We start from the raw sequence: 26,887 nt of genomic DNA, 5'->3' as shown, positions 1-26,887 counted from the left end.
GACATGGAGCACGAGGTGTTCGTTCCGGTTCCGGCCCGGCGGCTGCGGGCGGTGCTCGCCGATCCCGCGCGGGTGGCCCGCGCGGTTCCCGGGCTTCAGCAGGAGGCGGGTGCCGAGCCCGTCGCCGGCCGGCTGAAGGTGCGGATCGGCGGCCACTCCATCACCTACCGGGGCACGCTGCGCGTCCGCCCCCGCGACGACGGCGGGTACGCCGTCGAGGGCGAGGCGACCGAGTCCCGCGGCAGCGGCGCGGTGAAGATCGGGCTCACCCTCGGCCTCCGCGACACCGATGAGGGCACCGCCCTCGTCTTCGGCGGCACCGCCTCCGCCGGGGGCCGGGCCGCCGGCCTGGCCCCGGACGCCGTACGGTCCGCCGCGATCCGGCTGCTGCACCGCTTCGCGCACAATCTGGCGGCGGGCGCCGCCGAGACCGCCCGCTCGCTCGCCACGGAGGATTTCACCCCGGCGGCGACCGGTGACTTCGAGGCCGGTCCGGACGCGGACGACGCCCCGGTGCCCCCGCCCGGCCCGGACGCCGGGGAGGGCATGGACACGGCCGCCGCCGACCGTATCGACCGTACGGAACCCGCCGGACCGTCCGGGCACCGTTCCGTCTTCGACACCGAGGTCCCGCCGTCGTCCCTGGACCCGCTGGCCGACGACGAGGGCACCGAGAACGCTGAGAACGCCAAGAACGCCGAGGACATCAAGGACGCCGATGGCACCGACGTCACCGACGCGTCCGATGTCACCGACGACGACATCGACGGCATCGACCGCATCGACGACACCGACGAGGACGCGGCCGAGGACCTGGGCCAGGATCCCGGCGAGGGCCTGGAGGCGAGCGGGGGCGCGGCGGCAGGCGGCGGGACCGACCAGGGCCTTCCCGCCGTCGGCGGCGGGCTGTCGGCCGACGACGACCTCACCTCGGCCGGCACCCCGCCGGCCGAGGCGGCGCACGCCCGGCGCACGATGATCGGACGCAGCGCGGAGGAGGTGGACCACGCCCCGCCGCGCGGTCGCTACGCCCCCGTGCCCGCCCCCCTCACCGTCTCCGCCAGCTCCACCCTGCGCTGGGCCGCCCCCGCCGCCGCCCTGGTGGTGGCCGGCGCGATCGTCGTGGGCCGGGCACTCAGGCGGCGCCGCTGACCCGGCGTGGCGGGGGCCGCCGTACGGATGCCGCTGCGCCCCCGGTGCGGGCCCGGGGCGGGTCAGGTGCGGGCCCCGGCGCGCGTCGGAGGGGCGGCCGGTAACGGCCGTGTTCCTCCCGACCGGCCCAGTAGCCTCGTCGCGTGAGCGACGACGACATCACGCTGACCGCGGGCGACGCGGAAGCGACCGTACGGCCGGGGCACGGCGCCCGCATCGGCGGACTCCGGGTGGGCGGGCTCGAACTGCTCCGCCAGGGCGACCGGTTCGGCTGTTTCCCGATGGTCCCCTGGTGCGGCCGGATCCGGGAGGGCAGGTTCCGGGACGGCGCCACCGTCCATCAGATGCCGCTCAACTCCCCGCCGCACGCCATCCACGGCACGGCGCGCGACGGCGTCTGGAAGACGGCCCGCGTGTCGGAGAACGAGGCGGTGCTGACGTACGACCTCGGCGACCCGTGGCCCTACCCCGGCCGGATCACCCAGGTGGTCGCGCTGTCCGAGGACGCGCTGACGCTGTCGATGGCCGTGGAGACGTACGACTCGTCGTTCCCGGCGCAGATCGGCTGGCACCCGTGGTTCAACCGCACCCTGGACGGGCAGGACGTGCGCCTCGACTTCACGCCCGCCTGGCAGGAGGAGCGCGGCGGCGACCACCTGCCCACCGGCCGCCGCATCGACCCGCTGCCCGGTCCCTGGGACGACTGCTTCGGCATGCCCGGCGGCGTCGGCGTCACCCTCACCTGGCCCGAGCGGCTGGAGCTGGAGGTGACCAGCCCCGAGGAGTGGGTCGTGGTCTACGACGAGCAGGAGGCCGCGGTGTGCGTGGAGCCGCAGACCGGTCCGCCGGACGGGCTCAACACCTGTCCGCGCCTGGTCACGCCCCTGGAGCCGCTGGAGGCGACGACGACCTGGGCCTGGCGCCGCCTTTAAGCTGGCTGCCATGAGCGACGTTCGCGGCGAGCTGCTGCAGCAGATCAAGGACAAGGCCGTGGTGCACGGCAAGGTGACCCTGTCGTCGGGGAAGGAGGCCGACTACTACGTCGACCTCCGCCGCATCACCCTGGACGGCGTGGCGGCCCCGCTGGTCGGTCAGGTCATGCTCGACCTGACCGCCGACCTGGACTTCGAGGCGGTCGGCGGCCTGACCCTGGGCGCCGACCCGGTGGCCACGGCGATGCTGCACGCCGCCGCCGCGCGCGGCAGGACGCTCGACGCGTTCGTCGTGCGCAAGGCGGGCAAGGCGCACGGCCTCCAGCGCCGGATCGAGGGCACCGAGGTGGCGGGCCGCCGGGTGCTCGCCGTGGAGGACACCTCCACCACCGGCGGTTCGGTGCTGACCGCCGTGGAGGCGCTGCGCGAGGCGGGCGCCGAGGTCGTCGCCGTCGCCACGATCGTGGACCGGGCCACCGGCGCCGCCGAGGCGGTCGCCGAGCAGGCGGGTGTGCCGTACGTGTTCGCGTACTCCAAGGACGACCTGGGCCTGGACTGAGGCGGCTTGGGCCTGGACTGAGACGGCCTGGGCCTGGACTGGGCGGGCTGGGCCTGGACCGAGACGACCTGGGCCTGGGCCCTGGACCGAGACGGGGCCGGGACGCCCGCCGCGACCCCGCGTGACGGTTGTCCACAGGCGGGGCGACCCGGTCATCCACAGGCTGGACAGGGTGTCCGAACCATCCGGCTCCGTCTGCGAAGATGGGGCCGACGATGACGTCACTCCCTAGGTCAGGGCCGTAAGTACGCAGAACGCACCCCGCACATACAAGGAGCGGACAGATGCCCATCGCAACCCCCGAGGTCTACAACGAGATGCTCGACCGGGCGAAGGCAGGCAAGTTCGCCTACCCGGCCATCAACGTGACGTCCTCGCAGACCCTGAACGCGGCCCTGCGCGGTTTCGCCGAGGCGGAGAGCGACGGCATCGTCCAGATCTCCACGGGTGGTGCCGAGTTCCTGGGCGGCCAGTACAGCAAGGACATGGTCACCGGTGCCGTGGCCCTGGCCGAGTACGCGCACATCATCGCCGAGAAGTACCCGGTCAACATCGCGCTGCACACCGACCACTGTCCGAAGGACAAGCTCGACGGGTACGTGCGTCCGCTGCTCGCGCTCTCCAAGAAGCGCGTCGAGGCCGGTCTCGACCCGCTGTTCCAGTCCCACATGTGGGACGGCTCCGCGGAGACCCTCGCCGACAACCTCCAGATCGCGCAGGAGCTGCTGGAGCAGGCCCGCGCCGCCAAGATCATCCTGGAGGTGGAGATCACCCCGACCGGCGGCGAGGAGGACGGTGTCTCCCACGAGATCAACGACTCGCTGTACACCACGGTCGACGACGCGGTCCGCACCGCCGAGGCGCTGGGCCTGGGCGACAAGGGCCGCTACCTGCTGGCCGCCTCCTTCGGCAACGTGCACGGTGTGTACAAGCCGGGCAACGTCGTCCTGCGCCCCGACCTCCTCAAGGAGCTGAACGAGGGCATCGCCGCCAAGTACGGCCGCCCCGCGGGCAGCAAGCCGTTCGACTTCGTCTTCCACGGCGGCTCCGGCTCCACGGAGGACGAGATCCGCACCGCGCTGGAGAACGGCGTGGTCAAGATGAACATCGACACGGACACCCAGTACGCCTTCACCCGTCCGGTCGTCGACCACATGTTCAAGAACTACGACGGCGTCCTCAAGGTCGACGGCGAGGTCGGCTCCAAGAAGACCTACGACCCGCGCACCTGGGGCAAGCTGGCCGAGGCCGGCATGGCCGCGCGCGTGGTGGAGGCCTGCGGCAACCTGCGCTCGACCGGCACCCGGATCAAGTAGCCGACCGGGGCGGCCCGTTCCGCGCACCCGCCCCCGACGCACCAGCGAGCCCGCGCCTCACGGCGCAGGGCTCGCTGTGCGTAGGGGGGTGTCCCGAGGGTGGTGTCCCGGGCGGGTCAGCGCTTCAGCTCGGCGTACGCCTCCGCGCTGCTGTCCTGGAGGAACTGCCGGCACCGCTCCGCCTCGTCGGTCTCCTCGATCTCCCCGGCGGCACGCGCGAGGGCGGCGAGGCAGCGCAGGAAACCGCGGTTGGGGCGGTGGTCCCAGGGGACGGGGCCGTGCCCCTTCCAGCCGGCCCGGCGCAGCTGGTCGAGACCGCGGTGGTAGCCGGTGCGCGCGTACGCGTACGACTCGACGACCCGCCCCTCCTCGAACGCGTCGTCGGCGAGCATCGCCCAGGCCAGCGAGAACGTCGGATGCTTCGCCGCGACCTCGGCCGGCGAGCGGGACTTCTCGCCCAGTAGGCGGTAGGCGTCCTCGTTCTCCGGGAGGTAGGTCGGCTCCGGGCCGCCCAGCAGGTTCTTGTGCGTGGTCATGAAAGCAGTCTGCCACTCGGTGCTCGGCCACCGGGACGCTGCTGCCCGGTGCTCGGCCACCGGGACGCTGCTGCCCGGCGCTCGGCCACCGGGACGCTGCCACCCGGCGCTCGGCCACCGGGGCGCTGCTGCCCGGCCGGGTACGGGGCGCTGTCGTCCGGCCGGTACGGGGAGGCTGCGGGTCGGCCGGTCCGCGTGTGCGGGCGCGCGTGTGTGCGGGTGGGGTCCGCGCTGGTGCCGGACGGGGGCGGACGGTGCCGGACGGGGGCGGGCCGGGTGCCGGACGGGCGGGCCGGGGGCGCCGGCCGGCCTTGCGATCCGGCCTTGCGATCTGTGCCGATGCTGCGCAGGATGCGGGTGGGGACCGGGGCCCCCGTGCCGGCATCGGCAGGGGCGGACCGCTACCCGGAGCACATGCAGGAGACAGCGATGTCCCACCAGGCTCGACCGACCCCACGGCCCGCCGAGGCAGCTGAGCCCGAGACCCCGCATCTCGACTTCGAAGGCACCACGCCCTACGAGGACTACGTCAGGGCGGACGTCCTCACGCACCTCCAGCACACCCTCTCCGACGACCCCGGCGAGATGGTCTTCCTGGTCACCTCCCAGGTCATGGAGCTGTGGTTCACCGTCATCGTCCACGAGTGGGAGACCGCGGCCCGCGCGCTGCGCGCCGACGATGTCCCCACGGCGACCGCCGCGCTGAAGCGGTCCGTACGCGAGCTGGAGGCGCTGAACGCCTCCTGGAAGCCGCTCGGCCAGCTCACCCCCGCCCAGTTCAACAGCTACCGGAGCGCTCTCGGGGAGGGCTCCGGGTTCCAGTCGGCGATGTACCGGCGCATGGAGTTCCTGCTCGGCGAGAAGTCCGCGTCGATGCTCGTCCCGCACCGCGGCGCCCCCCGCGTCCACGCCGAGCTGGAGAAGGCGCTGCACGAGCCGAGCCTGTACGACGAGGTCCTGCGGCTGCTCGCGCGGCGCGGGCATCCGGTCCCGGACGCCGTCCTGCACCGCGACCTCACCCAGCGGTACGAGCCGTCGCCCGAGGTGGAGGCCGTCTGGACGGCGCTCTACGCCGGTGACGAGGCCGATCAGCTCGCCCGCCTCGGCGAGGCGCTGACGGACGTGGCCGAGCTGGTGTGGCGCTGGCGCAACGACCACCTGGTCGCCACCCGGCGCGCGATGGGCGCCAAGTCCGGCACGGGCGGCTCCGCCGGGGTGGCCTGGCTGGAGAAGCGCGCGCAGAAGAACGTCTTTCCCGAGCTGTGGACGGCGAGGTCCCATGTCTGAGATCCGGGTGTCCGAGACCCAGGTGGCTGAGGTTCAGGTGGCTGAGGTTCAGGCGCCGGACGGCGCCCTCGCGGGCAGGGCGGAGAAGCTGGACGCGGCCGACGCGCTGGCCGCCGTGCGGGAGCGGTTCGTCCTGGACGACGTCGTCTACCTCGACGGGAACTCGCTGGGCGCGCTCCCGGCGCACGTACCGGACCGGGTCGCCGACGTCGTCCGCCGCCAGTGGGGCGAGCTGCGCATCCGCTCCTGGGACGAGAGCGGCTGGTGGACCGCGCCCGAACGGATCGGCGACCGGATCGCTCCGCTGGTCGGGGCGGCGCCGGGCCGGATCGTGGTGGGCGACTCGACGAGCGTCAACGTCTTCAAGGCGCTGGTCGCGGCCGTGCGGATGGCCCGCGAGACGAGCGGGGGCGACGGGAGCGGCCAGGCCGGCCAGGCCGGCCAAGGCGACCAGGGCGGCCAGGGCGGCGAGGGGTCCGGGCGGGACGAGATCCTGGTCGACGCGACCACCTTCCCCACGGACGGGTACATCGCGCGGTCCGCGGCCCGGATGACCGGCTGCGAGGTGCGCCCCGTGGCGCCCGCCGAGGTGCCGGGCGCCCTGTCCGACCGGACCGCGGCGGTGCTGCTCAACCACGTCGACTACCGCACCGGCCGCCTGCACGACCTGCCGTCGCTCACGGCCGCCGTGCACGCGGCGGGCGCGTACGCCGTCTGGGATCTGTGCCACAGCGCGGGCGCGCTGCCGGTCGGCCTGGACGAGCACGGCGTCGCCCTGGCGGTGGGCTGCACCTACAAGTACCTGAACGGCGGCCCGGGTTCACCGGCCTTCCTGTACGTCCGCCAGGACCTCCAGGAGCGGTTCGACTCGCCGCTGCCCGGCTGGAACTCGCACGCCGAGCCCTTCGGCATGCGCCCGGAGTACGAACCGGCGCACGGCGCGCTGCGCGGCCGGGTCGGCACGCCCGACATCCTCTCCCTGCTCGCCCTCGAAGCCTCCCTGGAGGTCTGGGACGGGGTGCCGATCGAGGCGGTGCGGGCCAAGTCCCTCGCGCTCACGGACTTCTTCCTGGAGTGCGTCGCGGCGTACGTACCCGCCGGGCGCGTGGAGTGCGTGACCCCGGCGGAGCACGACCTGCGCGGCAGCCAGATCGCCCTGCGCTGCCCCGACGCCGGGCCTGTGATGAAGCGGCTGATCGAACGGGGCGTGGTCGGCGACTTCCGGCGGCCGGACGTCCTCCGCTTCGGCTTCACGCCGCTCTACGTCGGCTTCGGTGACGCGGAGCGCGCGGCGCGGGTGCTGGGGGAGGTGCTGGTGGAGGCATCGGACGAGGGGTAGGCGCGGGCGCCGGCGTCCGGTGAGGTGCGGGCGGCGGGGCGGATCCCCGGCGGTCCTCGGGCGGTGAGGGTGGCGGGACGGACCCCCGGCGGTCCTCGGGCGGTGCGGGCGGCGGGGCGGATCCCCGGCGGTCCTCGGGCGGTGCGCGCGGGGGCCGCTGCCGTCCTCCGCCACCCTCCGCGCGCACCTCACCGAGCGTGACATCCGTGTGTAGGCCCACGTCACCGGCCTGATACCGTCCCGGCCAACGGCCGAACACCATTCCTCGTCCGTCTCAAGTACGTTACGCCGCTGAGAGGTTGGAGCATGCCGGACGCCGCCGCACCCCGCGATGCCGCACAGTCGCAGAACACCGCGGGCGGTGCCGCCGCGGACCGTGCCGGGGCCGCTCGTACGGCGGAGGCGCGTGCCGCGGCGGAGGAGGCGGCCCTCCTGTCCCTCCCGGCCGTGGACCCGGACGCCACCGCCGCGTACGGCGAGCATCCGGACCAGGTGATCGACTTCTACGCCCCGCGTGCGGGAGCCGGTGCGGGCGCGGGTGCGGCTGCGGGGGCGGATTCCGGGGCCGGGGCCGGTGCGGTGCCTGGGGAGGCGCCCGGGTCGGCTCCGCTGGTGGTGGTGCTGCACGGCGGCGCCTGGCGGGCGCCGTACGACCGCCGCCACATCACCCCCTTCGCGGGCTTCCTCGCGCGCCGGGGCTTCGCCGTGGCCAACGTCGAGTACCGGCGCGGCAGCGCGTCCGCCGCGCAGGCCGCGGGCGGGGCGGACGCGGGCCCGGTGGCGGGGCGTTGGCCGGACACGTTCGACGACGTGGCCGCGGCGCTCGACGCGCTGCCCGCACTGGTGCGCGAGGCCCTGCCCCAGGCGGACCCGCGGCGCACGGTGCTGACCGGGCACTCGGCGGGCGGCCAGCTCGCCCTGTGGGCGGCGGCCCGGCACGTCCTGCCCGCCGACGCGCCCTGGCGCACGGACCGCCCCGTCCCGCTGCGCGGCGTGGTCGCCCTCGCGCCGATCGCCGACTTCGAGGTCGCCGGGAAACTCGGCGTGTGCGGCGGGGCCGCGCTCCAACTCCTCGGCGGTGCGGACGGGTTCGCCGCCCGCAGGGCCTACGCCGATCCGTCCCTGCTGCTGCCGACCGGCATCGCGACGACGGTCGTGCAGGGGCGGTCCGACGTGGAGGTGCCGCAAGCGGTCGCGGAGTCGTACACGGAGGCGGCGGCCAAGGCGGGCGAGGTGGTGGGCCTGACCCTGCTGGGGGAGGTCGGCCACTTCCCGCTGATCGACCCGGCGGCGGACGCCTGCGCGGTGGTGGCGGAGGAGATCGCCCAACTGGCCTGGTGAGGCGGCCGGGTGCGGGGGCCGGGCACGTTCGCGGTCCTGGGGCTGGACTGGGGCCGGGGCCGGACCCGGTCATACCCCTAGTACCTGAGAGCTACGGCGAAGGACAGCTCCGTGGCGGGACGCGAGCGACGTCCCCCGATCCGTAATTTCCCTTCCAGGCGAGCCCGGTGAGCGGGCCGGGCGGAGGGGGAGACGGGCCATGGGGCTTGAGCCGGGGCGGGGGCGAGGACAGGGACGGGGGCGGGGGCCGACCCTGGGGCCGGGGCGGGAGCGGTCACCGGATGCGCCGGGGACGGGGCCGGTGGCGGCCTGGCCGGTGGCGGCCTGGCCTTGTGCGGATGACGGGCCCCGTACGGCGGGCGGCACTTGCCCTGCGCCGGAGCCGGAGCCGGAGCCGGAGCGGGGTCCGGGGCACGGGCAGGGGCAGGGGCAGGAGGCGGTGGCCCCGCCCCGCCGGAGGCATCGCGCACAGGGGTGGCGTCGCGCCCTGCTCGCCGTTCTCGTCATCGCGGCGGTGGTCGTGCCCCTGTCGGGGGCGGCCCGCCCGGAGATCCCCGCCCCGGCGCCCGCCGTCCTCGCCGCCCCGACCCGGGCCACACTGGAGGCGGACTACGCGGCCAACCGCGCCAACGCCGCCCAGGCGTCCCGCATGGCCGCCGCCCACGGCGACACGCACCGCGCCGCGGTGGACCGGGAGCTGGCCTCGCCCGCCCGTCGGCTGCTGGCCTTCGACGGACGCGGACCGGGCCTGGCCACCGAGGTACTGGGCGACTTGGCGCACGCCGACCGGGTGGCCGTCCTCGTCCCCGGCTCCGACACCTCGCTCGACACCTGGGCCAGGTTCCGGTCCGGTGCGCTGTCCCTGTACGGCGAGCTGACCCGCCGGGCCCCGGCCGGGACGCACCCGGCGGTCGTCGCCTGGCTCGGCTACCGCACCCCGGCCACCGTCAGCACCACCGTCCTGACCCCCGGCCGCGCCGAGCAGGCGGCCCCGCAGCTGAGGCGGCTGGTGCGGGACCTGCGGACGGTCACGGATGCGCCGGGCCGACCGGCCCGCCTCACCCTGGTGTGCCACTCCTACGGTTCGGTGGTCTGCGGTGCGGCCGCCTCCGGCCTCGACGTCTCCGACATCGCCCTCGTCGGCAGCCCCGGCACGGGCGCCGACTCCGTGGCCGCGCTGCACACCCCGGCCCGGGTGTGGGCGGCCCGCGGCGCCGACGACTGGGTGGCGCATGTGCCCCATGTGCGGGCCGACCTGTTCGGCACGACCGTCGGCCTGGGCCCCGACCCCATGGCCCCGGGCTTCGGCGCCCGGGTCTTCCCGGCCGGGGCGGGAGGCCACAGCGCCTACTTCGCCCCCGGCTCCCCGTCACTGACCAACCTGGCCCGGATCGTGCTGGGCACCCCCGTCGACCGGGGAACTCCCGAGGAGAAGCGGTGACCGACACGACCCGTGCGTCCGGCCCTGCGCCCGCCGTGCGCGCCCGCATGACCCTGCCCGACCGGATACGGGCCGCGGCCCGGCGGACCGACGAGGCCACCCCGCCCCGGCGGGACCGGGCGGTGGACGCGCTGCGCGCGTTCGCGATCCTCGGTGTGGTCGCCGGCCACTGGCTGGTCACGGCCCTGGTCGCGGGCGGCGGCACCGGATCGCACCCGACGCTGCACACCGCGAGCCCCCTCCAGCACATGCCCTGGCTGGCGCCCGTCTCCTGGGCCTTCCAGACCCTCGCCGTGTTCTTCCTGGTCGGCGGCCATGTGGCGACCCGCGGGTATGTCTCGGCGCGCGCCCGGGGGGTCACCTACCCGCGATGGCTGAGCCTGCGGCTGTCCCGGCTGTTCCGGCCGGCCGCCGCGGTCCTGACGGTGTGGGCGCTGGCCGCGGGCGCCCTGCTGCTGACCGGTGCGGACCCGCTCACGGTCCGCGCCCTCGTCAAGCTGGCGCTGTCCCCCATGTGGTTCCTCCTGGTCTTCGCCGCGCTGACGGCCGCGACCCCGCTCGTGACCCGGCTCAACCCGCTGTGGCCGCTGGCCGTCGTCCTCCATGTGGACCTCCTGCGTTTCGGACTCGGCGCGCCCGGCTGGCTCGGCTGGCTGAACCTGCCCGCCGGCTGGCTGGTGCCGTACACCCTGGGCGCGGCATGGACCCGCGGCGAGCTGCACAGCCGCCGCGCGGCCTGGCTGCTGCTGGCCGGTGGCGCGGCGGCGACCGCGCTCCTCGTCGCGGGTGCCGGATACCCGGCGTCGATGGTCGGCGTCCCGGGCGCGGAGGTCTCCAACCTCGACCCGCCGACCCTGGCCGCCGTCACCTTCGGCCTGGCCCAGTGCGGCCTGGCCCTGCTGCTGCGGGAGCGGCTCGGCCGGGCGATGCGCCGCCCGCTGGCCTGGACGGCCGTGGCCGTGGTCAACCTGTCCGCCATGACGATCTTCCTGTGGCACCAGACGGCCCTCATGGCGGTCACGGCCACGGGCCTGTTCGCGGGCCGCCTCCCCGGGCTGCACACCGTCCCCGACGGCCCGGACTGGATCGCGTCCCGCCTGGTCTGGCTCCCGGTCTTCGCCCTGGCGCTCGGTGTCTGCCGGACCGCGTTCCGCGGCTGCGAACAGGGCCCGCGTCGCCCCCGGAACCGGCCGTCCCGGGTGATCCGCGTGCACCGCGGCAGACATCCGGCTTCCCGGCGGGGGCCGCGCCGTGCCTAGGCTGGGCGGCGTGCTGCGACGCCTCCGTACGACGCTGGGCGACCGCCCGTCACCGCTGTCCCCGCCCCTGTCCCGGTACCGGTGGCTGCGGGGGCTGGTCTATCTGGTGGTCCTCTGGCTCGCGCTGTTCCTGCCGCTGGAGGGCGGCCGGGAGATGGCCCACAACTACCGGTTCACCGCGCAGATCGGCTTCGCTGCGGGAGCCGCCCAGGCCACCGCCGTCGTCCTGGCCCTGTGGCGGCCGGCCTTCGCGTGGGCGCTGTCCCTGGGCGCGGCGGTGGCCACCGCCGCCTGGGGACGCGAGTCCCTGCTGCTCGCCTTCCACCTGGAAATGCCGGCCCCCGCCCCGGCCGGCCTGGCACCGGGCGGCGGTCCGAGCTGGCCGTGGACCATACCGGAACTGGCCGCGCACACCGCCGTGCTGCTCCTGTTCGCGCTGCGGCTGCCGGCCCGGCACGCGGTCGCCGCGCTGCTGGTCACCGGGCTGGCGACCTACGGCCTTGAGGGCGTCCTCGGCGCCCAGGGGGTCGTCACCGGCACCGGGATCGCGGCGTTCGCCGTGTTCGCCGTGGCCGTCCTGGTCGGCAGCGCCCTGCGCGGCCTGCGCGAGGCCCGCTCCCAGCTCGTCGAGCAGACCACGATCACGGCCGAGGAGCGGTCCCGGCGCACCCTCCTGGAGGAGCGCAGCCGCATCGCCCGGGAACTGCACGACGTGGTCGCCCACCACATGTCGGTCATCTCCATCCAGGCGCAGGTCGCCCCGCATCTCACCCCGCACCCCTCGGACGAGCTGAAGGAGAACCTCGCCGGCATCCGGCAGAACGCCTTGGAGGCGCTCGCCGAGCTGCGCCGGGTCCTTGGCGTACTGCGTTCCGCCGACCCGGACGATCCCTACGGCCTGGGTGAGTCCGGCACGAGCGCCGCACCCCGGGCCCCGCAGCCCACCCTCGACCGCCTCGGCGCGCTCGTGGAGAACACCCGCACCGCGGGTCTGACCGTCTCCATGGAGGTCACGGACGCCCGGGACGCCGCGGAGCCCTATCCGCCGGGCGTGGAGCTGTCGGCGTACCGGATCGTCCAGGAGGCGCTGAGCAACGTTCTCCGGCACGCGCCGGGCTCGACGGTCCGCGTGGAGGTCGCCCACGACCGCGACGGCCTGCACCTGAGCGTGATCAACTCCCGTCCGCGGCATCCCGTCGCGCCGTCCCCGGGCGCCGGACACGGCCTGCTCGGCATGCGTGAGCGGGCGGGCATGCTGGGCGGGCACGTCACCGCTACCAGGACGCTGCACGGCGGTTTCGCGGTCTCCGCCCACCTGCCCCGTGACGGCACCGCGCCGGACACCACCCCGACCACCCTCCCGACAAGCGCCGTCACCGTGGTCCATTCGGCCCCGGACGGCCTTCCCGCCGTCTGCCTGGAACTGCCCGCCGGGACCGCCGCCCCCGAGGCCGCGCCCGACCCCGGCCCACCGCCCCGGACAGGAGAAGAGAACCCATGAGCAGCGGCAGCATCCGCGTCCTCATCGCCGACGACCAGCAGATGGTCCGGCAGGGCTTCACCGTGCTGCTCAACACCCAGCCGGACATCGAGGTGGTCGGCCAGGCCGTGGACGGGCTCGACGCCGTCGCCCAGGTCGCCGAGTCCGCCCCGGACGTCGTCCTCATGGACATCCGCATGCCCGAGCTGAACGGCATCGAGGCCACCCGCCGCGTCACCGCGGCCACCCCCGGCACGAAGGTGCTGGTGCTCACCACCTTCGACCTCGACGAGTACGTGTACGAGGCGCTGTGCGCGGGCGCTTCCGGGTTCCTCCTCAAGGACGCCTCCGCCGACCAGCTGGCCGAGGCGGTCCGCGTGGTCGCGGCCGGTGACGCGCTGTTGGCGCCGGGCATCACACGCAAGCTGATCGCCGAGTTCTCCCGGATGAACGGCAGACCCCGCGCCCCCCTGAAGGCCCGTGTCGGCGACCTCACCGAGCGGGAGACGGAGGTGCTCACCCTGATCGCCCAGGGCCTGTCCAACGCGGAGATCGCCGAGCACCTCGTCGTCGCCGAGCAGACGGTGAAGACGCATGTCGGCCGCATCCTGGTGAAGCTGGGCCTGCGGGACCGCACCCAGGCGGCCGTGTTCGCGTACGAGTCGGGGCTGGTCCGCCCCTCGGGGTACTGAGCGCGGGACGCGGCGGCCACCGGCGACCGGAACCCGCCGCCGTGGACCGTACGCGCGGGCGCGGACCGTACCCGTAGTACCTGAGAGGGACCCGGCAGGACCCCTCTCCAAGGGGACGACCGCGGCCCTCGCCGCCGCCTACCGTTCTCATCGTGACCGAGACGACTCAGACGCAGACGGCGCCGGACGGCGCGTTCAGCCCGTACAAACCCCGCAGCCCGGAGTACCGTCTCGCGGCCAACGCGCTGCGGGGGCTGCGCCAGGACCTGTTCCACGACGCCTCCGTGTACCGGCCGCTGCCCCGCATGAGGGTCGACGGCCCGCTGACCGGCCGGCTGCCGGGCCGCCTGCGGGAGTACGCGGCCCACACGCCGCACATCCTGGTGGCGGGCATCGGCGTGCTGACCATGATCTCCGCCTGGCTCGGTGCCCAGGGCGGCGTGGGGGCTCCGTTCTACGCGCTGGCGGTCCTGGTCCCGCCGCTGGTGACCCTCGTCCGTCCGGCCCTGGCCTTCTGGCTGGCGCTGGCCGTGACCGCGTTCTCGTCGGTGCTCTCCGGCGGCTACGGCCTGTGGCCCTGGCAGCCGCCCAACTTCATCTCCTACCTGACGGTGCTCACGGTCGTGGCCATACGCACCCGGCCGCGCACGGCGGCCTGGATGTGGCTGATCACCGTGTTCTACACGGTCGCCGCCGAGTCCGTGCTCGGTTACCACTTCAGCAACAACTCGGCGCCCATGCTGCTGGTGTCCGCCCTTCTGCTGCTGGCCGTCACCGTCTGGCACATACGCAGGGACGCCGAGCAGACGGTGAGCGCCCAGCAGACGGTGACCGCGCACGAGCGCTCGCGCCGCACCCTGCTGGAGGAGCGCACCACCATCGCCCGCGAGCTGCACGACGTCGTGGCGCACCACATGTCCGTGGTCGCCATCCAGGCCGAGGCCGCCCCCTACCGGGTCCAGGACCCGCCACCGGAGCTGGAGAAGGCGTTCGCCACCATCCGGGAGAACGCGGTGGCGGCCCTCACCGAGCTGCGCCGGGTCCTCGGTGTCGTCCGCGCCGAGGACTACGAGGCTCCGGAGGCCCCGCAGCCCACCCTCGCCGACCTGGACCTCCTCCTGGAGAACGTGCGAGAGGCCGGTCTGAGCGTGGAGAAGGCCCTGACCGGCGCGGTGCGTGAACTCCCGCCGGGCGTGGAGCTGTCGGCGTACCGGATCGTGCAGGAGGCCCTGAGCAACACCCTGCGGCACGCGCCCGGCGCGAGCGCCCGGGTCGAGGTCGGCTATGTCCTCGGCGGCCTCGGCCTGCGGATCGTCAACGGTCCCGCGCCCGGCGGGTCCCTGGTCAAGCCCTCGCCCGGCAGCGGACACGGCATCACCGGCATGCGGGAGCGCGTCTCCATGCTGAACGGCGAGATGACGGCGGGGCCGGCGGACGGCGGAGGGTACGAGGTGGCGGTGTTCCTGCCGGTGCCCCGGGAGACCGACCGCCCGGCCGGTGACGGGACCGGCGGCGGGACCGGCGACGGGGCCGCGGCGTGACGGCGGACACGGGGAGCGCACCGGGCGCGGCGGCGCCCGCGGGCCCGATCCGGGTACTGATCGCGGACGACCAGATGATGGTGCGGGAGGGTTTCTCGGTCCTGCTCAACGCCATGGCGGACATCGAGGTCGTCGGCGAGGCCGTCAACGGCCGCGAGGCGGTGCGGCGGGTGCGCGAACTGGCGCCGGACGTGGTGCTCATGGACATCCGCATGCCGGAGCTGAACGGCATCGAGGCGACCCGGGAGATAGTCGCCGCCGACGGCACCGCGAAGGTGCTGGTACTGACCACCTTCGACCTCGACGAGTACGTGTACCAGGCGCTCAGGGCAGGGGCCTCCGGCTTCCTGCTCAAGGACGCCTCGGCACGGCAGCTCGCCGACGGGGTGCGGGTGGTGGCGGCCGGCGAGGCGCTGCTCGCCCCCTCGGTCACCCGGCGGCTGATCACGGAGTTCTCCCGGATGTCCGGGCCACCGCGCCCGGCGGGCGGCGTGCAGGCGGCCTACGGTGACCTGACCGAGCGGGAGACGGAGGTGCTGGTGCTGATCGCGCAGGGCCTGTCGAACGCGGAGATGGCCGAGCGGCTGGTGGTCGCCGAGTCCACGATCAAGACCCATGTGAGCCGGGTCCTGGTGAAGCTGGGCCTCAGGGACCGCACCCAGGCGGCGGTGTTCGCCTACGAGGCCCGGCTGGTCACACCGGGCTGAACGGCGAGTTCGCACCATACGTACTTGCCGCGGTCGCCGAACCTGGAGAGGGGATGCCACCCCCACACGTCCGCGCAGGCCAGGACCAGTCCGAGACCCCGGCCGGTCTCCTCGTCGGTGAGGTCCGCCAACCTCTCGGGCACGCCCGGTGGTTCGGGGTCGGCGTCCCACGCCCCGATCCGCAACACGGTGCCCGACCAGCGCACCCGCAGCGCGGCAGGGCCCTTGGTGTGCAGCACGGCGTTGGTGATCAGCTCGGCCGCGAGCAGTTCGGCAACGTCGACGAGACGGATCAGCCCGTGCATGGTGAGGATCAGGCGGAGGGTCCGGCGGCTGATGGTGACGGCGCGGGGGTCGTTGGGGATGTGGAGGGAGTATGCCCAGGGTTCGTTCGCGGACATGGGTCGACTCCGTTCGATGAGGGAGGAGAGAGGGACGGCCCTTGGGGGCGGTGGCATTGCCGCATCCGTCCTGGCAGGGCGGAGCGGTGCGCTTCCGGCGCCCCGGGGTACCGCTGGGTGCTTGTCGCGTCACTGACGGTATTTCCTATCCTTAGGAAAATGCAACCCGTTGCCGTATTCTGGCGCTCAATCGAGGGAAGCTCGAACGGGAGTTGAAAGCCAGGAGGCCCCGTTGCCGCCGAAGAGGCATCTCACCGCTCGACGCCTGCGGCTGGGCGCGGAGCTGCGCAAACTGCGCGAGACCACGGGCATGACGGCCCGCGAGGCCGCAGAGCTGCTGGAGGCGGACGCCGTCCAGATGAGCCAGATCGAGTCCGGCACCGTAGGTGTCAGCGCCAAACGCGTACGCCGTCTTGCGGCCAACTACGCCTGCGACGACTCGGCGCTGATCGAGGCCCTCGTCATGATGGCGACCGATCGCACGAGGGGATGGTGGGAGGAATACCGGGGCGTGTTGCCTCCGGTGTTCCTGGACGGCGCCGAGGCCGAACATCACGCGGCGTTTCTGCGCGAGGTCGTGATCCACTACGTTCCGGGGTTGTTGCAGACCGCCGACTATGCGCGATCCGTGTTCACGTACACCCGCCCCGAGCTGGTCGAGAGCGAAGTGGCCCTGCGCGTGGAGCACCGGATGAAGCGCCGTGCTGTCATCGAGCGGGAGCCTCCGACTTCGTACGAGACGATCGTGCACGAGTTCGCTCTGCGGGTGCATGTGGCCAGCCGCCGGGCGTCGCTTGCTCAACTGCGGTTCATCCTGGACAGGATCGAGGCGAGCCAGGCCACTGTGCGTGTCATTCCGATCGAGCGGGAAGGGTTCGCAGGCGCGGGAGCCTCCATGCTGTATCTGGGAGGACCGGTGCCTCAGCTGGACACAGCGCTACGGGACGCTCCGACCGGGGTGGCGTACATTGATGCGCACCCCCAGCTGGAACAGCTTCGAACGCTCTACCAGAGAGTGCACGGCGCATCATTGGACCCCACGGCATCGCGTGACTTGATCGTCCGTCTGACGAAGGAGTTGTAATGAACTGGCGCAAGTCCACCTACTCCGGCGGTGGTGACGGAGATGCCTGCGTCGAGATCGCCCCGCTGCTCGCGCAGGTGGCCATCCGCGACTCCAAGGCCCCCACACGGGCAACGCTTTCCGTCCCCGCCGCCTCCTTCCTCGCCTTCATCGAAGAGGTGAAGCGCGACGGGCAGGACGGGGCAGGCGGAGTCAGCCGGTGACTCCCGGTGTCACCAGACCGGGTGCGTAGACGATCGCCACCGCGTGGATCCGGCTCCTGCCGGGACCCGGTGCAGGCCCTGGTCAGACCGGGAAGGCGGGGCTAGCGTCCGTGCATGGCTGTTGCTCGCGTACCGTCCGACGTCGGGTTCGACCCCTGGGACCCGGCGTTCGTCGCCGATCCGTACCCCGTCTACGCCGAACTGCGCGCCCGGGGCCGCGTGCTCCACTACGAGCGCACCGACCAGTGGCTGGTCCCGCACCACGCGGACGTGTCGGCGCTGCTGCGGGACCGGAGACTCGGCCGGACCTACCGGCACCGGTTCACGCACGAGGACTTCGGCCGCACCCCGCCCCCGCCGGAGCACGAGCCGTTCCACGTCCTCAACGACCACGGGATGCTCGACCTGGAACCGCCGGACCACACCCGGATCCGGCGGCTGGTGTCGAAGGCGTTCACCCCGCGCACCGTGGAGCGGCTGAAGCCGTACGTCCACGCGCTGGCGGACGACCTGGTCGCCGCGCTCGTGGCGGCGGGCGGCGGCGATCTGCTCACGGATGTGGCCGAGCCGCTGCCGGTGGCGGTGATCGCGGAGATGCTGGGCGTCCCGGAGCCGGACCGGGACCTGCTGCGGCCCTGGTCGGCCGCGATCTGCGGGATGTACGAGCTGAACCCGTCCGAGGAGACGGCGGCGCGGGCGGTGCGCGCCTCGGAGGAGTTCTCGGCGTATCTGCGGGAGCTGATCGCGGCCCGCCGCGCGGAGCCGGGGGACGACCTGATCTCCGGGCTGATCGCGGCGCACGACGAGGGGGACCGGCTGACCGAGCAGGAGATGATCTCCACGGCCGTGCTGCTGCTCAACGCCGGTCACGAGGCCACGGTGAACGCGACGGTCAACGGCTGGTGGGCCCTGTTCCGCAACCCGGACCAGCTGGCGGCGCTGCGCGCGGACCACTCGCTGATCCCGTCCGCCGTCGAGGAGCTGATGCGCTACGACACCCCGTTGCAGCTCTTCGAACGCTGGGTGCTGGACGAGATCGAGATCGGCGGCACCACGATTCCGCGCGGCGCCGAGGTCGCCCTGCTCTTCGGCTCGGCCAACCACGACCCGGCCGTCTTCACCGCTCCCGAACGCCTGGACCTGGCCCGCCGCGACAACCCCCACATCTCCTTCAGCGCCGGCATCCACTACTGCATCGGCGCCCCCCTCGCCCGTATCGAACTGGCCGCCTCCATGGCCTCCCTCCTCACCCGCGCCCCCGCCCTCACCCCGGTGACACGGCCACGGCAGAAGCCGAACTTCGTGATCCGCGGCCTGGAGGCGCTGGAGGTCCGGACGGACGGGGGCGACGGACCGACCGGGTAACCGACGGCCCCCAGCCACCGGCCGCCCCAGACCTCTTTCCGGGCGCACCGCTCTGGGCTCCGATCCGGTTCCGGCCGGCCACGGCCGCCTGAGCCCACGGACGGCGGGAGGGTCACGGAGCCCCCCCACGACGGCCTATGCCCCGGGCGCAGCCCGGTGGCGGTGGTGGGAGCAGGTACAGCGACGCATGAGCAGCAGACCGCCGCTGTGCGGCAACGGAATGTCCTCAGTCCGGCGGCACTCGTGGTGCAGGTCGTTGTAGTCCGGCTGCTGGGCCAGAGCACACTCAGGGGACATGGCCGAGGTGTCCTCAGGTTTCGTGCTCACTACCAGATCCCCCCGCTGCTCATCGAGTCGGGAGCGCGGGCCCGCTCTCGTATGGTCCCTCAGCCGGTCCGCGTCCACCGGACACCGGTCGGAGCCGCACAGACGGGCCAGCGTGGCCTGTGACGTGACCGGCCTTGTCGCGCGGGGTGTCGATGACCGACGCCCCTCCGGCGGTTCCACCTCCGTCGTCATGCACGGCCTCCTCGCTGAACGGCTCGGGCCAGGCGGGCAGCCACATCGACACGCACTCGCCCCAGTTCGATGAGCCGCAACTCAGGGGACGCAGGGTCGACCCGCAAAGACGGGAAGACGATTCCCGCCTCGGCCAGGGCCGCTCTCAAGGTTTCCACTGCTGTGTACGGAGTCATGTCCGGCTTCTTCGTAGGCATGAACGGGACGCTAGAGGCGGTGGGACGGTGGCCGGTACGCTGTTTTCTTGTATTTGCTCGGCGCGTCACGAAGATTTCCGGTGTTTTCTCCTGGGTGCTGCCTCAGCCCATGGAGCCGAGACGGGGTCCCGGCCACGCTGGTGGGATCAACGCCTTTGGAAGGGAGAGCGTCCATGGCTCGTCAGCTCCGCTTCACCGGCACCGACAGCAAGGTCGATGGCTGCCCCGCTCTGCACGCGGACGAGGGCACCGGTGAGATCATCGTTCAGGGAACGCCCGTCACCGCCCCTGAAGACCTCGTGCAGCTCCAGCACTTCGGGCCGGGCGATGCGGCGGTGGCCGTGCCGCGCGAACTGCTCGTGAACTGGGGGCCGAAGGAGCTGGAGCGGGTGCCGGAACTCGTCGACCGGGTCACCTTCCGGCGTCTTTTCGAGACCTTCCAGCACACCGCTTGGCGGCTGGAGACGCGGCGCGGCTACGCGTCGGACCGGCAGGACCCCGATTTCCGAGCCTTCCTGACCACCGGCTCGTCGCCGTGCGACCCCGACGAGCCCTGGTTCATCAACATCAAGGCCCAGACCGAGGCGCGTAAGACGGTCGGCCGAGTGCGCGTCGCGGACAACCCGCCCACCACCGAGCAACTGTTCCTGCTCGACTACGCACGGCACAACGCGGCGGTCGGCGAGGACGTCAGGTACCTGTGGCGCGCGGACGCCGACCGTGCGGCCCTGCCCGCCGAAGACTTCTGGATCTTCGACTCACGGTTGGTCGCGCTGCTGCACTTCGATGACGACGACAACCTCGTGAACATCGAACTGATCACCGAACCGGCCGAGGTCGTGCGGTACTGCATCGTGCGCGACACGGCCATGCACCACGCTGTTCCGCGCGACGTGTTCGCCGCCCAGGCGGCACCGGCCGAATAGCGCGTATGACCGGTGAGCACCGACTATCAGCAGGCACGGGCGGCCCTGGGGGCGCGACTTCGCGAACTCCGGTTCACCTGCCCTGGTGGCCGGGTCACCGGCCAGCAGCTCGCCCAGCGGTTGGGCTGGCCCGGGTCCAAGGTCAGCAAGCTGGAGAACGGCAGACAGACGGCGACCCCGGAGGACCTGAGGGCGTGGGCCGACGCGACCGGGCAGCCGGGCGTGTACGCCGAGCTGGCCGCCCGGCTGGCGGGGTTCGAGTCGCACATCAGGTCATGGCGTCGCGCGCTGGCGAACGGCTTCAGGCCGATGCACGAGGGACTGAGCGCGGAGCTCGACCGCACCTCGGAAATGTGGCTCTGGGAAGAGTCCGTGATCCCCGGGCTGTTGCAGACACCCGAGTACGCGCGCCATGTCATCCGCCGGTACTCGGAGCTGCTGGGCGGTGCCGACGACGTCGAGGCCGCCGTGCGCTCCCGGGCGCAGCGGCAAGAGTGGCTGTATCGGCCTGGCCGCACGCTGCACGTCCTGGTGTGGGAGGCCGCGCTGAGGTCGATGATCTGCCCGCCCTCGGTACTGGCCGCTCAGCTCGACCGGCTCATGGGCCTGATCGGTATGGACACGGTCGAACTGGGGGTGGTCCCGTTCACCGCGTCGGTCAAGATCGTGCCCGCCAACGGCTTCTGGCTCCTTGACGACCGCTTGGTGGTCGCCGAGGACTGGCACGCCGAGCTGTGGTTGGACGATGCCGACAACATCGCCTTGTACGCGAAGGTCTGGCGCGTCCTGCGCGATTCGGCGGTGTACGGGACCGACGCCCACAGCGTCATCGACTCGGCCCGCCGCGCGCTGAGCCCGCGTTGACCCGCGTGTCCTGGCCGGGCCGGATGCCCCCGGAAGGGGTGTGCGCACGGGAACCGGTGTGCCACCGGCCGCCACCTGCCACCGGCAGCGGGCTACAGGCGGCCGAAACCGATTACCGGCGGCCACCAGCGCGGTTGCCGCCGAGGAGCGGGCATCAGCCCTCGGCAGGCACCACCAGCCCCCACGCCCCCTCGCGCACCGTCCAGGTCCGGGTGCGGACCGGGCCCGAGACCACCGCGTCCGCGCGGTAGCGGTAGTGCGCGCCGGAGACGGTCACCGCGCGCCCCTCGGCGAGCAGGGGGGAGAGCTCCGCGCCCGGCCCCGACAGCGGCCGTACCTCCACCTCGGCCACGCCCCGGACACCGGGCACCACGGAGACCGCCTCCACCGGCTGGTCCAGGTCCACCAGCGTCACCCCGTCGACCTCCACCCGCAGTCGCGCGGGCCCGGTCCCCGCCTGGGCCTCGGCCGTCGTGCGGGGCGGGCGGGCCACCAGGGTCCGGACGAGCGACTGGCAGGTCCGCAGCCAGTCGCGGTGCGCTCCCGCGCCGAGCACCGCCGGATCCGCCGGGGGCGGGACCAGCGGCGGGATCCGCAGCGCGCCCAGCACCACCCCGTCGCTGTCGTCGACGAGCAGGTCGAGCCGGCGCACGGAGCCGTCGAGCACCGCCCGCGCGGAGGCGACCGGACCGGTCGGCACGCCCAGCGAGCGGGCCAGGGCCAGGGCGCCGCCGACCGGGACGACCGACAGCACGCATCCGGCCAGCTCCCGCCGCCGGTGCAGCAGGGTCACCGCCCGCAGCAGTGCCCGGTCGTCACCGACCACCACCGGCCGCCGCGAGCCCCGCCGCGCCAGTGCGCGGGCGAACTCCTCCGGCCCCTCCGGCAGGCACACCTTCGTGGCGGCACCCGCGCTGAGCACGTCTTTTGCGATCCGTACGGACTCCCCGTCGGTCCGCCGGGCGGCCGGATCGATGATCACGAGCAGCGGATCGGACGTCGGATAGGTCGCCACCTCGGTCCTGCCTCGCTTCCTCGGGTAGCATCTTTGTGCAAGAGCCCCTTGCGCTATTGCGCCAGGGGCTTCGTCTATTCCGGGGCATCCGGTCCGACGGTTGCGCGACCGACGAGGGTCGCGCGGTGCACGCGGCGGTGAACCCGCGTACGCCCCTGACCTTGGACATGCCCCGCCCGGAAGGGGTGTACGCGCGTGCCCGCACTTGTGCTGCTCGGTGCTCAGTGGGGTGACGAGGGCAAGGGGAAGGCCACCGACCTGCTCGGTGGCTCCGTGGACTATGTGGTGCGTTACCAGGGCGGCAACAATGCCGGCCACACGGTCGTCGTGGGCGACCAGAAGTACGCACTGCACCTGCTCCCCTCCGGCATCCTCTCGCCCGGCTGTACGCCCGTCATCGGAAACGGCGTCGTCGTCGACCCGTCGGTCCTGCTCTCCGAGCTGAGCGGTCTGAACGAGCGCGGCGTCGACACGTCGAAGCTCCTGATCAGCGGTAACGCGCACATCATCACGCCGTACAACGTGACCGTCGACAAGGTGACGGAACGCTTCCTCGGCAAGCGCAAGATCGGCACCACCGGCCGCGGCATCGGCCCGACCTACGCGGACAAGATCAACCGCGTCGGCATCCGGGTCCAGGACCTGTACGACGAGTCGATCCTCACCCAGAAGGTCGAAGCGGCCCTCGACGCCAAGAACCAGATCCTCACCAAGCTCTACAACCGGCGCGCCATCGCCGTGGACCAGGTGGTCGAGGAGCTGCTGGGCTACGCGGAGCAGCTCGCGCCGTACGTCGCCGACACGGTCCTGGTGCTCAACCAGGCCCTGGAGGAGGACAAGGTCGTGCTGTTCGAGGGCGGTCAGGGCACCCTCCTCGACATCGACCACGGCACGTACCCCTTCGTGACCTCGTCCAACCCCACCGCGGGCGGTGCCTGCACCGGCGCCGGTGTCGGCCCGACGAAGATCAGCCGGGTCATCGGCATCCTCAAGGCGTACACCACCCGTGTGGGCTCGGGGCCGTTCCCGACCGAGCTGCTCGACGAGGACGGCGAGGCGCTGCGCCGCATCGGCGGCGAGCGCGGTGTGACCACCGGCCGCGACCGCCGCTGCGGCTGGTTCGACGCGGTGATCGCCCGCTACGCCACCCGCGTCAACGGCCTCACCGACTTCTTCCTCACCAAGCTCGACGTCCTCACCGGCTGGGAGCGGATCCCGGTCTGCGTCGCCTACGAGATCGACGGGCGCCGTGTCGAGGAGCTGCCCTACTCCCAGACCGACTTCCACCACGCCAAGCCGGTCTACGAGTACCTCCCGGGCTGGCAGGAGGACATCACGAAGGCCAAGACCTTCGCCGACCTGCCCAAGAACGCCCAGGACTACGTCAAGGCCCTGGAGGAGATGTCCGGCGCCCCGATCTCCGCGATCGGCGTCGGCCCCGGCCGCGACGAGACGATCGAGATCAACTCGTTCATCTGACCCGCACCCCCGTCCCCGAACGGCGGCCGTCGCCCACCGCGCCGGCCGCCGTCGGCGTTCCCGCCCGCCGCCAACCGGCCCGGCGGGTCACCGGTGCGGTGTTCGCCGCGCACCGGACGGCCGGCCCCCGGTCAGCTGAAGACGATCATCGAGCCCTGGGCCAGGCTGCGGGTGGCCGCCGCGTGCAGGCCGAGCCAGACGTGGCGTTCGCGGGCGAAGGGGCTGGGGTCGTAGGGGGCGGGCGCGGCGGGCTGTTCGAGTTCGGTGGGGCCCGGCGGCGGGGCCGGGGGAGCCGGGGGGGCGGCCGGATCGATGCCCAGGGCCGGGGCGACCTGCTGGAGTTCGCGCAGCAGGGCCTGGGAGGAGCCGAGCGGGCCGCCGCCGGCGAGGAGTTCGTCGTTGGACAGCGGGTGCGGGAAGTCCACGGGGACGTAGGCGCCCGCGTGGTCGTAGTGCCAGACCAGGTGGGACTGCTGTGCCGTCGTCTCGAACATCTCCAGCAACTGCTCGTAGTCGCCGCCCAGTTCGTCGACCGGGGTGAGCGGAAGGCCGCAGAGCTGGAGCAGGTGGGCGCGGCGCAGGAAGTGCAGGGCGTCGTAGTCGAAGCCGGCCACCGGCGCCACGTCACCGGACAGGCCCGGCATGTACTGGTACACCGGCACCGGCGGCAGTCCGTTCTCCGCGAGCGCCTTGTTGTACTGCGCGAGTTCCTCGGCGAACGGGTTGTCGGGGGTGTGGCACAACACGTCGACGAGCGGTACCAGCCACAGGTCACAGGCCAAAGGAGGGCTCCTCACTCAGCGTTCGGCACGCGCGAAGCACAGTGGTCAACGAAGGGTAGTCGGTGCGGAGCGGACCGGCCCCACCCGTGCAGTTCCCCCGCCCGCCCCGCTCATGCGGCGCAGAGCCGCTCGACGAGGGCCAGGGAGTGCGCGTTGTAGGCGGAGACGAGGGTCTGCGCGGTGGTGATGTCGCGGGACGCCAGGGCGTCGACGAGTTCGGTGTGGCCGCACCATAGGACACCGCGCAGATCACCGAGCCTGCGGAGCTGCTGCACCGCGCACACCCAGGACTGCACGCGCAGCCGGTGCAGGAAGTCGGCGAGGTGCGCGTTGCCGTAGAGGGCGCTCAGCTCGCGCCAGAACCGCAGGTCGTAGCCGATCAGCACGGTCAGGTCGCCGGCGGTCGCCGCCCGCTGGGCCTCCTCGCCGCGCCGGCGCACCCCGGCGAGCACGGCGGCCGTGCGCGGGTCCAGGGGCTCGCGCGGCATCGCCCGCGTCCGGGACCTCGCGCGGGCGCCCCCGGTCTCCGCGCCGCCGCCCGGTGCCTCGTCCGCGGCGGCCAGGACACGGAACATGCCCTCGGTGACCAGGGCGCGGGCCTCGATCATCTCGCGGAAGGCGGCCGCCGAGTACACGCGCACCCGGAAGCCGCGGTGCTGGTCGGCGTCCAGCAGCCCCTGCGCGGACAGGTCCACCAGCGCCTCGCGCACCGGCGTCGCGGACACCCCGTACTGCTCGGCTATCTCCTTCACCGTGAACTCGCGCCCCGGCTGGAGCCGCCCGGACAGCACCTCGTCCCGCAGCGCGTCCGCGATCTGCTGGCGCAGGGTGCTGCGCGTCACGGCACCGGTTCCGCTGAAGCCGGGCATGGTCGGGGCGTCTCCCTCACGCGTGCGGTGGCGTACGCGTACGTCTGCTCGTACGTCTGTCTGATCATGTACTCGTACGGGTGTATGTGTACGAGCACGCCACCTTACGCACTCCGGGGCGTTTCGAGGGACTCCCCGGTGCTCACCGGTGCTTTCCGGCCTACTCCGTGTGCTCGTCGGCCACGGACAGGGCCGCGTCCAGCGCCGCGAACCCCTCCTTCAGCTCGGCCTCGGTCACCGTGCACGGCGGGACGACGTGCGTGCGGTTCATGTTGATGAAGGGCCACAGGCCGTGCGCCTTGGCGGCGGCGCCGAAGGCGGCCATCGGGCCGTTCGCCGCACCGGCCGCGTTGTACGGCACCAGCGGCTCGCGGGTCTCGCGGTTCCGCACCAGTTCCAGCGCCCAGAACATGCCGGTGCCGCGCACCTCGCCGACGCTCGGGTGCCGCCCGGCCAGCTCGCGCAGCGCCGGGCCCACCACCTCGGCACCCAGCCGCCGCGCGTTCTCGACGACGCCCTCCTCGGCCATCACGTTGATCGTCGCGACGGCCGCGGCGCAGGCCAGCGGGTGCCCCGAGTACGTCAGACCGCCCGGGTAGGGCCGCTTGCCGAACGTCTCGGCGATCTTCCCGGAGATCGCCACACCGCCCAGCGGCACGTACCCCGAGTTCACGCCCTTGGCGAAGGTCATCAGGTCGGGGACGACCCCGGACAGGTCCGCGGCGAACCACTCACCGGTCCGCCCGAACCCGGCCATGACCTCGTCCAGCACGAACACGATCCCGTACTTGTCGCACAGCTCGCGCACCCCGGCGAGATAGCCCGGCGGCGGCACCATGATGCCCGCCGTGCCCGGGACCGTCTCCAGGATGAGCGCCGCGATCGTCGCGGGCCCCTCGAAGGCGATCGTCGTCTCCAGGTGCTCCAGCGCCCGCGCGCACTCCTCCTCCTCGGTCTGCGCGTAGAAGCGGGAGCGGTAGAGGTAGGGCGCCCAGAAGTGCACGACACCCGCCGCGCCGTCGTCGGAGGCCCAGCGGCGCGGGTCGCCGGTGATGTTCACGGCCTGCTGGGTGCCGCCGTGGTACGACCGGTACGCCGACAGCACCTTCGGGCGCCCGGTGTGCAGCCGGGCCATGCGGATCGCGTGCTCGACCGCGTCGGCGCCGCCGTTGGTGAAGAAGATCTTGTCCAGATCGCCGGGGGTCCGCTCGGCGATCAGCCGGGCCGCCTCCGAGCGGGCCTCGACGGCGAACGCGGGAGCGAAGGTGGCCAGCGTCGCGGCCTGCTCCTGGATCGCGGCGACGACCTTGGGGTGCTGGTAGCCGATGTTGGTGAAGACGAGGCCGCTGGAGAAGTCCAGGTAGCGCTTGCCGTCGTAGTCCCAGAAGTACGACCCTTCGGCACCGGCCACCGCCGGCGGGTCGATCAGGTCCTGCGCGGACCAGGAGTGGAAGACGTGCGCGCGGTCGGCGGCCTTCACGGCCGCGCCGGCCTCGGGGTCCGGCTGCGGGGCCCGGTGGGCGGAAGAGGGCTGAGGGGTCATACCGCGAGCGTAGAGGCCGCCCCGGCGGTGCCGGTATCGGCGCCCTGTCTGCGGTGAC

General features: G+C 73.2%; 26 protein-coding genes. 19 read left to right on the top strand and 7 right to left on the bottom strand.

The window, feature by feature from the left end; translation table 11 throughout:
* Nucleotides 1-3 precede the first annotated feature (3 nt).
* The 4 genes from R4Z62_RS15335 to fbaA all read left to right on the top strand — a co-directional run bounded on the left by R4Z62_RS15335 (nt 4) and on the right by fbaA (nt 3,959).
* Nucleotides 4-1,152, top strand: a complete 1,149-nt coding sequence (locus R4Z62_RS15335) for an SRPBCC domain-containing protein (protein ID WP_491520062.1) — start codon at nt 4-6, stop codon at nt 1,150-1,152.
* Between the two features lie 143 nt (nt 1,153-1,295).
* A complete protein-coding gene (locus tag R4Z62_RS15330) occupies nt 1,296-2,084 on the top strand; it encodes an aldose epimerase family protein (protein ID WP_064534311.1) in 789 nt (262 codons plus the stop codon).
* A 10-nt stretch (nt 2,085-2,094) separates the two neighbouring features.
* Nucleotides 2,095-2,643, top strand: coding sequence for an orotate phosphoribosyltransferase (gene pyrE, locus R4Z62_RS15325; protein ID WP_018569007.1), 549 nt, complete (start codon nt 2,095-2,097; stop codon nt 2,641-2,643).
* A 284-nt stretch (nt 2,644-2,927) separates the two neighbouring features.
* The gene (fbaA, locus tag R4Z62_RS15320) at nt 2,928-3,959 is read left to right on the top strand and encodes a class II fructose-bisphosphate aldolase (protein ID WP_064534313.1); all 1,032 of its coding nucleotides are present in this window, start codon (nt 2,928-2,930) and stop codon (nt 3,957-3,959) included.
* A gap of 116 nt (nt 3,960-4,075) precedes the next feature.
* Here fbaA and R4Z62_RS15315 read toward each other — a convergent pair whose 3' ends face one another.
* Nucleotides 4,076-4,495 carry a DUF3151 domain-containing protein gene (locus R4Z62_RS15315; protein WP_491520061.1) on the bottom strand — a complete coding sequence of 140 codons (420 nt, stop codon included), beginning with the start codon at nt 4,493-4,495 and terminating at the stop codon, nt 4,076-4,078.
* Nucleotides 4,496-4,924: 429 nt separating this feature from the next.
* Between R4Z62_RS15315 and R4Z62_RS15310 the strand changes: the two genes are divergently transcribed.
* From R4Z62_RS15310 to R4Z62_RS15270, 9 genes are all read left to right on the top strand, one after another.
* The gene (locus R4Z62_RS15310) at nt 4,925-5,782 is read left to right on the top strand and encodes a tryptophan 2,3-dioxygenase family protein (RefSeq protein ID WP_064534315.1); all 858 of its coding nucleotides are present in this window, start codon (nt 4,925-4,927) and stop codon (nt 5,780-5,782) included.
* 7 nt (nt 5,783-5,789) lie between these two features.
* Entirely contained in the window at nt 5,790-7,121 is a 1,332-nt protein-coding gene (gene kynU / locus R4Z62_RS15305; protein ID WP_491521883.1) for a kynureninase, read from the top strand.
* Between the two features lie 306 nt (nt 7,122-7,427).
* On the top strand, nt 7,428-8,462 hold the full coding sequence (locus tag R4Z62_RS15300; protein ID WP_491520060.1) for an alpha/beta hydrolase: 1,035 nt from the start codon (nt 7,428-7,430) through the stop codon (nt 8,460-8,462).
* Between the two features lie 439 nt (nt 8,463-8,901).
* On the top strand, nt 8,902-9,903 hold the full coding sequence (locus R4Z62_RS15295) for an alpha/beta hydrolase (RefSeq protein ID WP_491520059.1): 1,002 nt from the start codon (nt 8,902-8,904) through the stop codon (nt 9,901-9,903).
* A gap of 47 nt (nt 9,904-9,950) precedes the next feature.
* Nucleotides 9,951-11,162 carry an acyltransferase family protein gene (locus R4Z62_RS15290; RefSeq protein ID WP_389596735.1) on the top strand — a complete coding sequence of 404 codons (1,212 nt, stop codon included), beginning with the start codon at nt 9,951-9,953 and terminating at the stop codon, nt 11,160-11,162.
* Between the two features lie 10 nt (nt 11,163-11,172).
* Nucleotides 11,173-12,663: a sensor histidine kinase gene (locus tag R4Z62_RS15285; RefSeq protein WP_382843114.1), complete on the top strand. Its 1,491-nt coding sequence runs from the start codon at nt 11,173-11,175 to the stop codon at nt 12,661-12,663.
* Nucleotides 12,660-13,334, top strand: coding sequence for a response regulator (locus R4Z62_RS15280; protein ID WP_064534319.1), 675 nt, complete (start codon nt 12,660-12,662; stop codon nt 13,332-13,334). Before R4Z62_RS15285 ends, R4Z62_RS15280 begins: the two co-directional genes overlap by 4 nt.
* A gap of 152 nt (nt 13,335-13,486) precedes the next feature.
* Nucleotides 13,487-14,875, top strand: a complete 1,389-nt coding sequence (locus R4Z62_RS15275) for a sensor histidine kinase (RefSeq protein ID WP_385490828.1) — start codon at nt 13,487-13,489, stop codon at nt 14,873-14,875.
* A 47-nt stretch (nt 14,876-14,922) separates the two neighbouring features.
* Complete coding sequence (locus R4Z62_RS15270; protein ID WP_257784429.1) at nt 14,923-15,582, top strand: response regulator; 660 nt, start codon at nt 14,923-14,925, stop codon at nt 15,580-15,582.
* Here R4Z62_RS15270 and R4Z62_RS15265 read toward each other — a convergent pair.
* Nucleotides 15,552-15,983, bottom strand: a complete 432-nt coding sequence (locus R4Z62_RS15265; protein ID WP_491520058.1) for an ATP-binding protein — start codon at nt 15,981-15,983, stop codon at nt 15,552-15,554. The genes R4Z62_RS15270 and R4Z62_RS15265 overlap by 31 nt on opposite strands.
* Nucleotides 15,984-16,215: 232 nt before the next feature.
* Between R4Z62_RS15265 and R4Z62_RS15260 the strand changes: the two genes are divergently transcribed.
* The 3 genes from R4Z62_RS15260 (at nt 16,216) to R4Z62_RS15250 (ending at nt 18,635) form a co-directional block, all read left to right on the top strand.
* The gene (locus R4Z62_RS15260) at nt 16,216-17,067 is read left to right on the top strand and encodes a helix-turn-helix domain-containing protein (protein ID WP_491520057.1); all 852 of its coding nucleotides are present in this window, start codon (nt 16,216-16,218) and stop codon (nt 17,065-17,067) included.
* Nucleotides 17,067-17,270, top strand: coding sequence for a DUF397 domain-containing protein (locus R4Z62_RS15255; protein WP_491520056.1), 204 nt, complete (start codon nt 17,067-17,069; stop codon nt 17,268-17,270). Before R4Z62_RS15260 ends, R4Z62_RS15255 begins: the two co-directional genes overlap by 1 nt.
* Before the next feature lie 114 nt (nt 17,271-17,384).
* Complete coding sequence (locus tag R4Z62_RS15250) at nt 17,385-18,635, top strand: cytochrome P450 (protein ID WP_491520055.1); 1,251 nt, start codon at nt 17,385-17,387, stop codon at nt 18,633-18,635.
* 515 nt (nt 18,636-19,150) lie between these two features.
* Here R4Z62_RS15250 and R4Z62_RS15245 read toward each other — a convergent pair.
* Nucleotides 19,151-19,351 carry a hypothetical protein gene (locus tag R4Z62_RS15245; protein ID WP_382843105.1) on the bottom strand — a complete coding sequence of 67 codons (201 nt, stop codon included), beginning with the start codon at nt 19,349-19,351 and terminating at the stop codon, nt 19,151-19,153.
* Between the two features lie 173 nt (nt 19,352-19,524).
* Here R4Z62_RS15245 and R4Z62_RS15240 point away from each other — a divergent pair, with 173 nt between their 5' ends.
* Nucleotides 19,525-20,277 carry a DUF6879 family protein gene (locus R4Z62_RS15240; RefSeq protein WP_491520054.1) on the top strand — a complete coding sequence of 251 codons (753 nt, stop codon included), beginning with the start codon at nt 19,525-19,527 and terminating at the stop codon, nt 20,275-20,277.
* 12 nt (nt 20,278-20,289) lie between these two features.
* Nucleotides 20,290-21,141 carry a helix-turn-helix domain-containing protein gene (locus tag R4Z62_RS15235; RefSeq protein ID WP_491520053.1) on the top strand — a complete coding sequence of 284 codons (852 nt, stop codon included), beginning with the start codon at nt 20,290-20,292 and terminating at the stop codon, nt 21,139-21,141.
* A 154-nt stretch (nt 21,142-21,295) separates the two neighbouring features.
* Here R4Z62_RS15235 and R4Z62_RS15230 read toward each other — a convergent pair whose 3' ends face one another.
* Nucleotides 21,296-22,156, bottom strand: coding sequence for a diacylglycerol kinase family protein (locus tag R4Z62_RS15230; RefSeq protein WP_491520052.1), 861 nt, complete (start codon nt 22,154-22,156; stop codon nt 21,296-21,298).
* A 195-nt stretch (nt 22,157-22,351) separates the two neighbouring features.
* Here R4Z62_RS15230 and R4Z62_RS15225 point away from each other — a divergent pair, with 195 nt between their 5' ends.
* The gene (locus R4Z62_RS15225) at nt 22,352-23,635 is read left to right on the top strand and encodes an adenylosuccinate synthase (protein WP_026252719.1); all 1,284 of its coding nucleotides are present in this window, start codon (nt 22,352-22,354) and stop codon (nt 23,633-23,635) included.
* A 131-nt stretch (nt 23,636-23,766) separates the two neighbouring features.
* Here the strand turns inward: R4Z62_RS15225 and R4Z62_RS15220 are convergent, their stop codons facing one another.
* From R4Z62_RS15220 to R4Z62_RS15210, 3 genes are all read right to left on the bottom strand, one after another.
* Entirely contained in the window at nt 23,767-24,417 is a 651-nt protein-coding gene (locus R4Z62_RS15220; protein ID WP_064534323.1) for a putative DNA-mimic protein, read from the bottom strand.
* Between the two features lie 110 nt (nt 24,418-24,527).
* The gene (locus tag R4Z62_RS15215) at nt 24,528-25,286 is read right to left on the bottom strand and encodes a GntR family transcriptional regulator (protein WP_064534324.1); all 759 of its coding nucleotides are present in this window, start codon (nt 25,284-25,286) and stop codon (nt 24,528-24,530) included.
* Between the two features lie 160 nt (nt 25,287-25,446).
* On the bottom strand, nt 25,447-26,829 hold the full coding sequence (locus tag R4Z62_RS15210; protein WP_064534325.1) for an aspartate aminotransferase family protein: 1,383 nt from the start codon (nt 26,827-26,829) through the stop codon (nt 25,447-25,449).
* Nucleotides 26,830-26,887 lie beyond the last annotated feature (58 nt).

Source organism: Streptomyces sp. PL-25, assembly GCF_058344915.1.
Note: the sequence above shows the minus strand (reverse complement) of the source record. Positions and strands in the feature narration are given on the sequence as shown.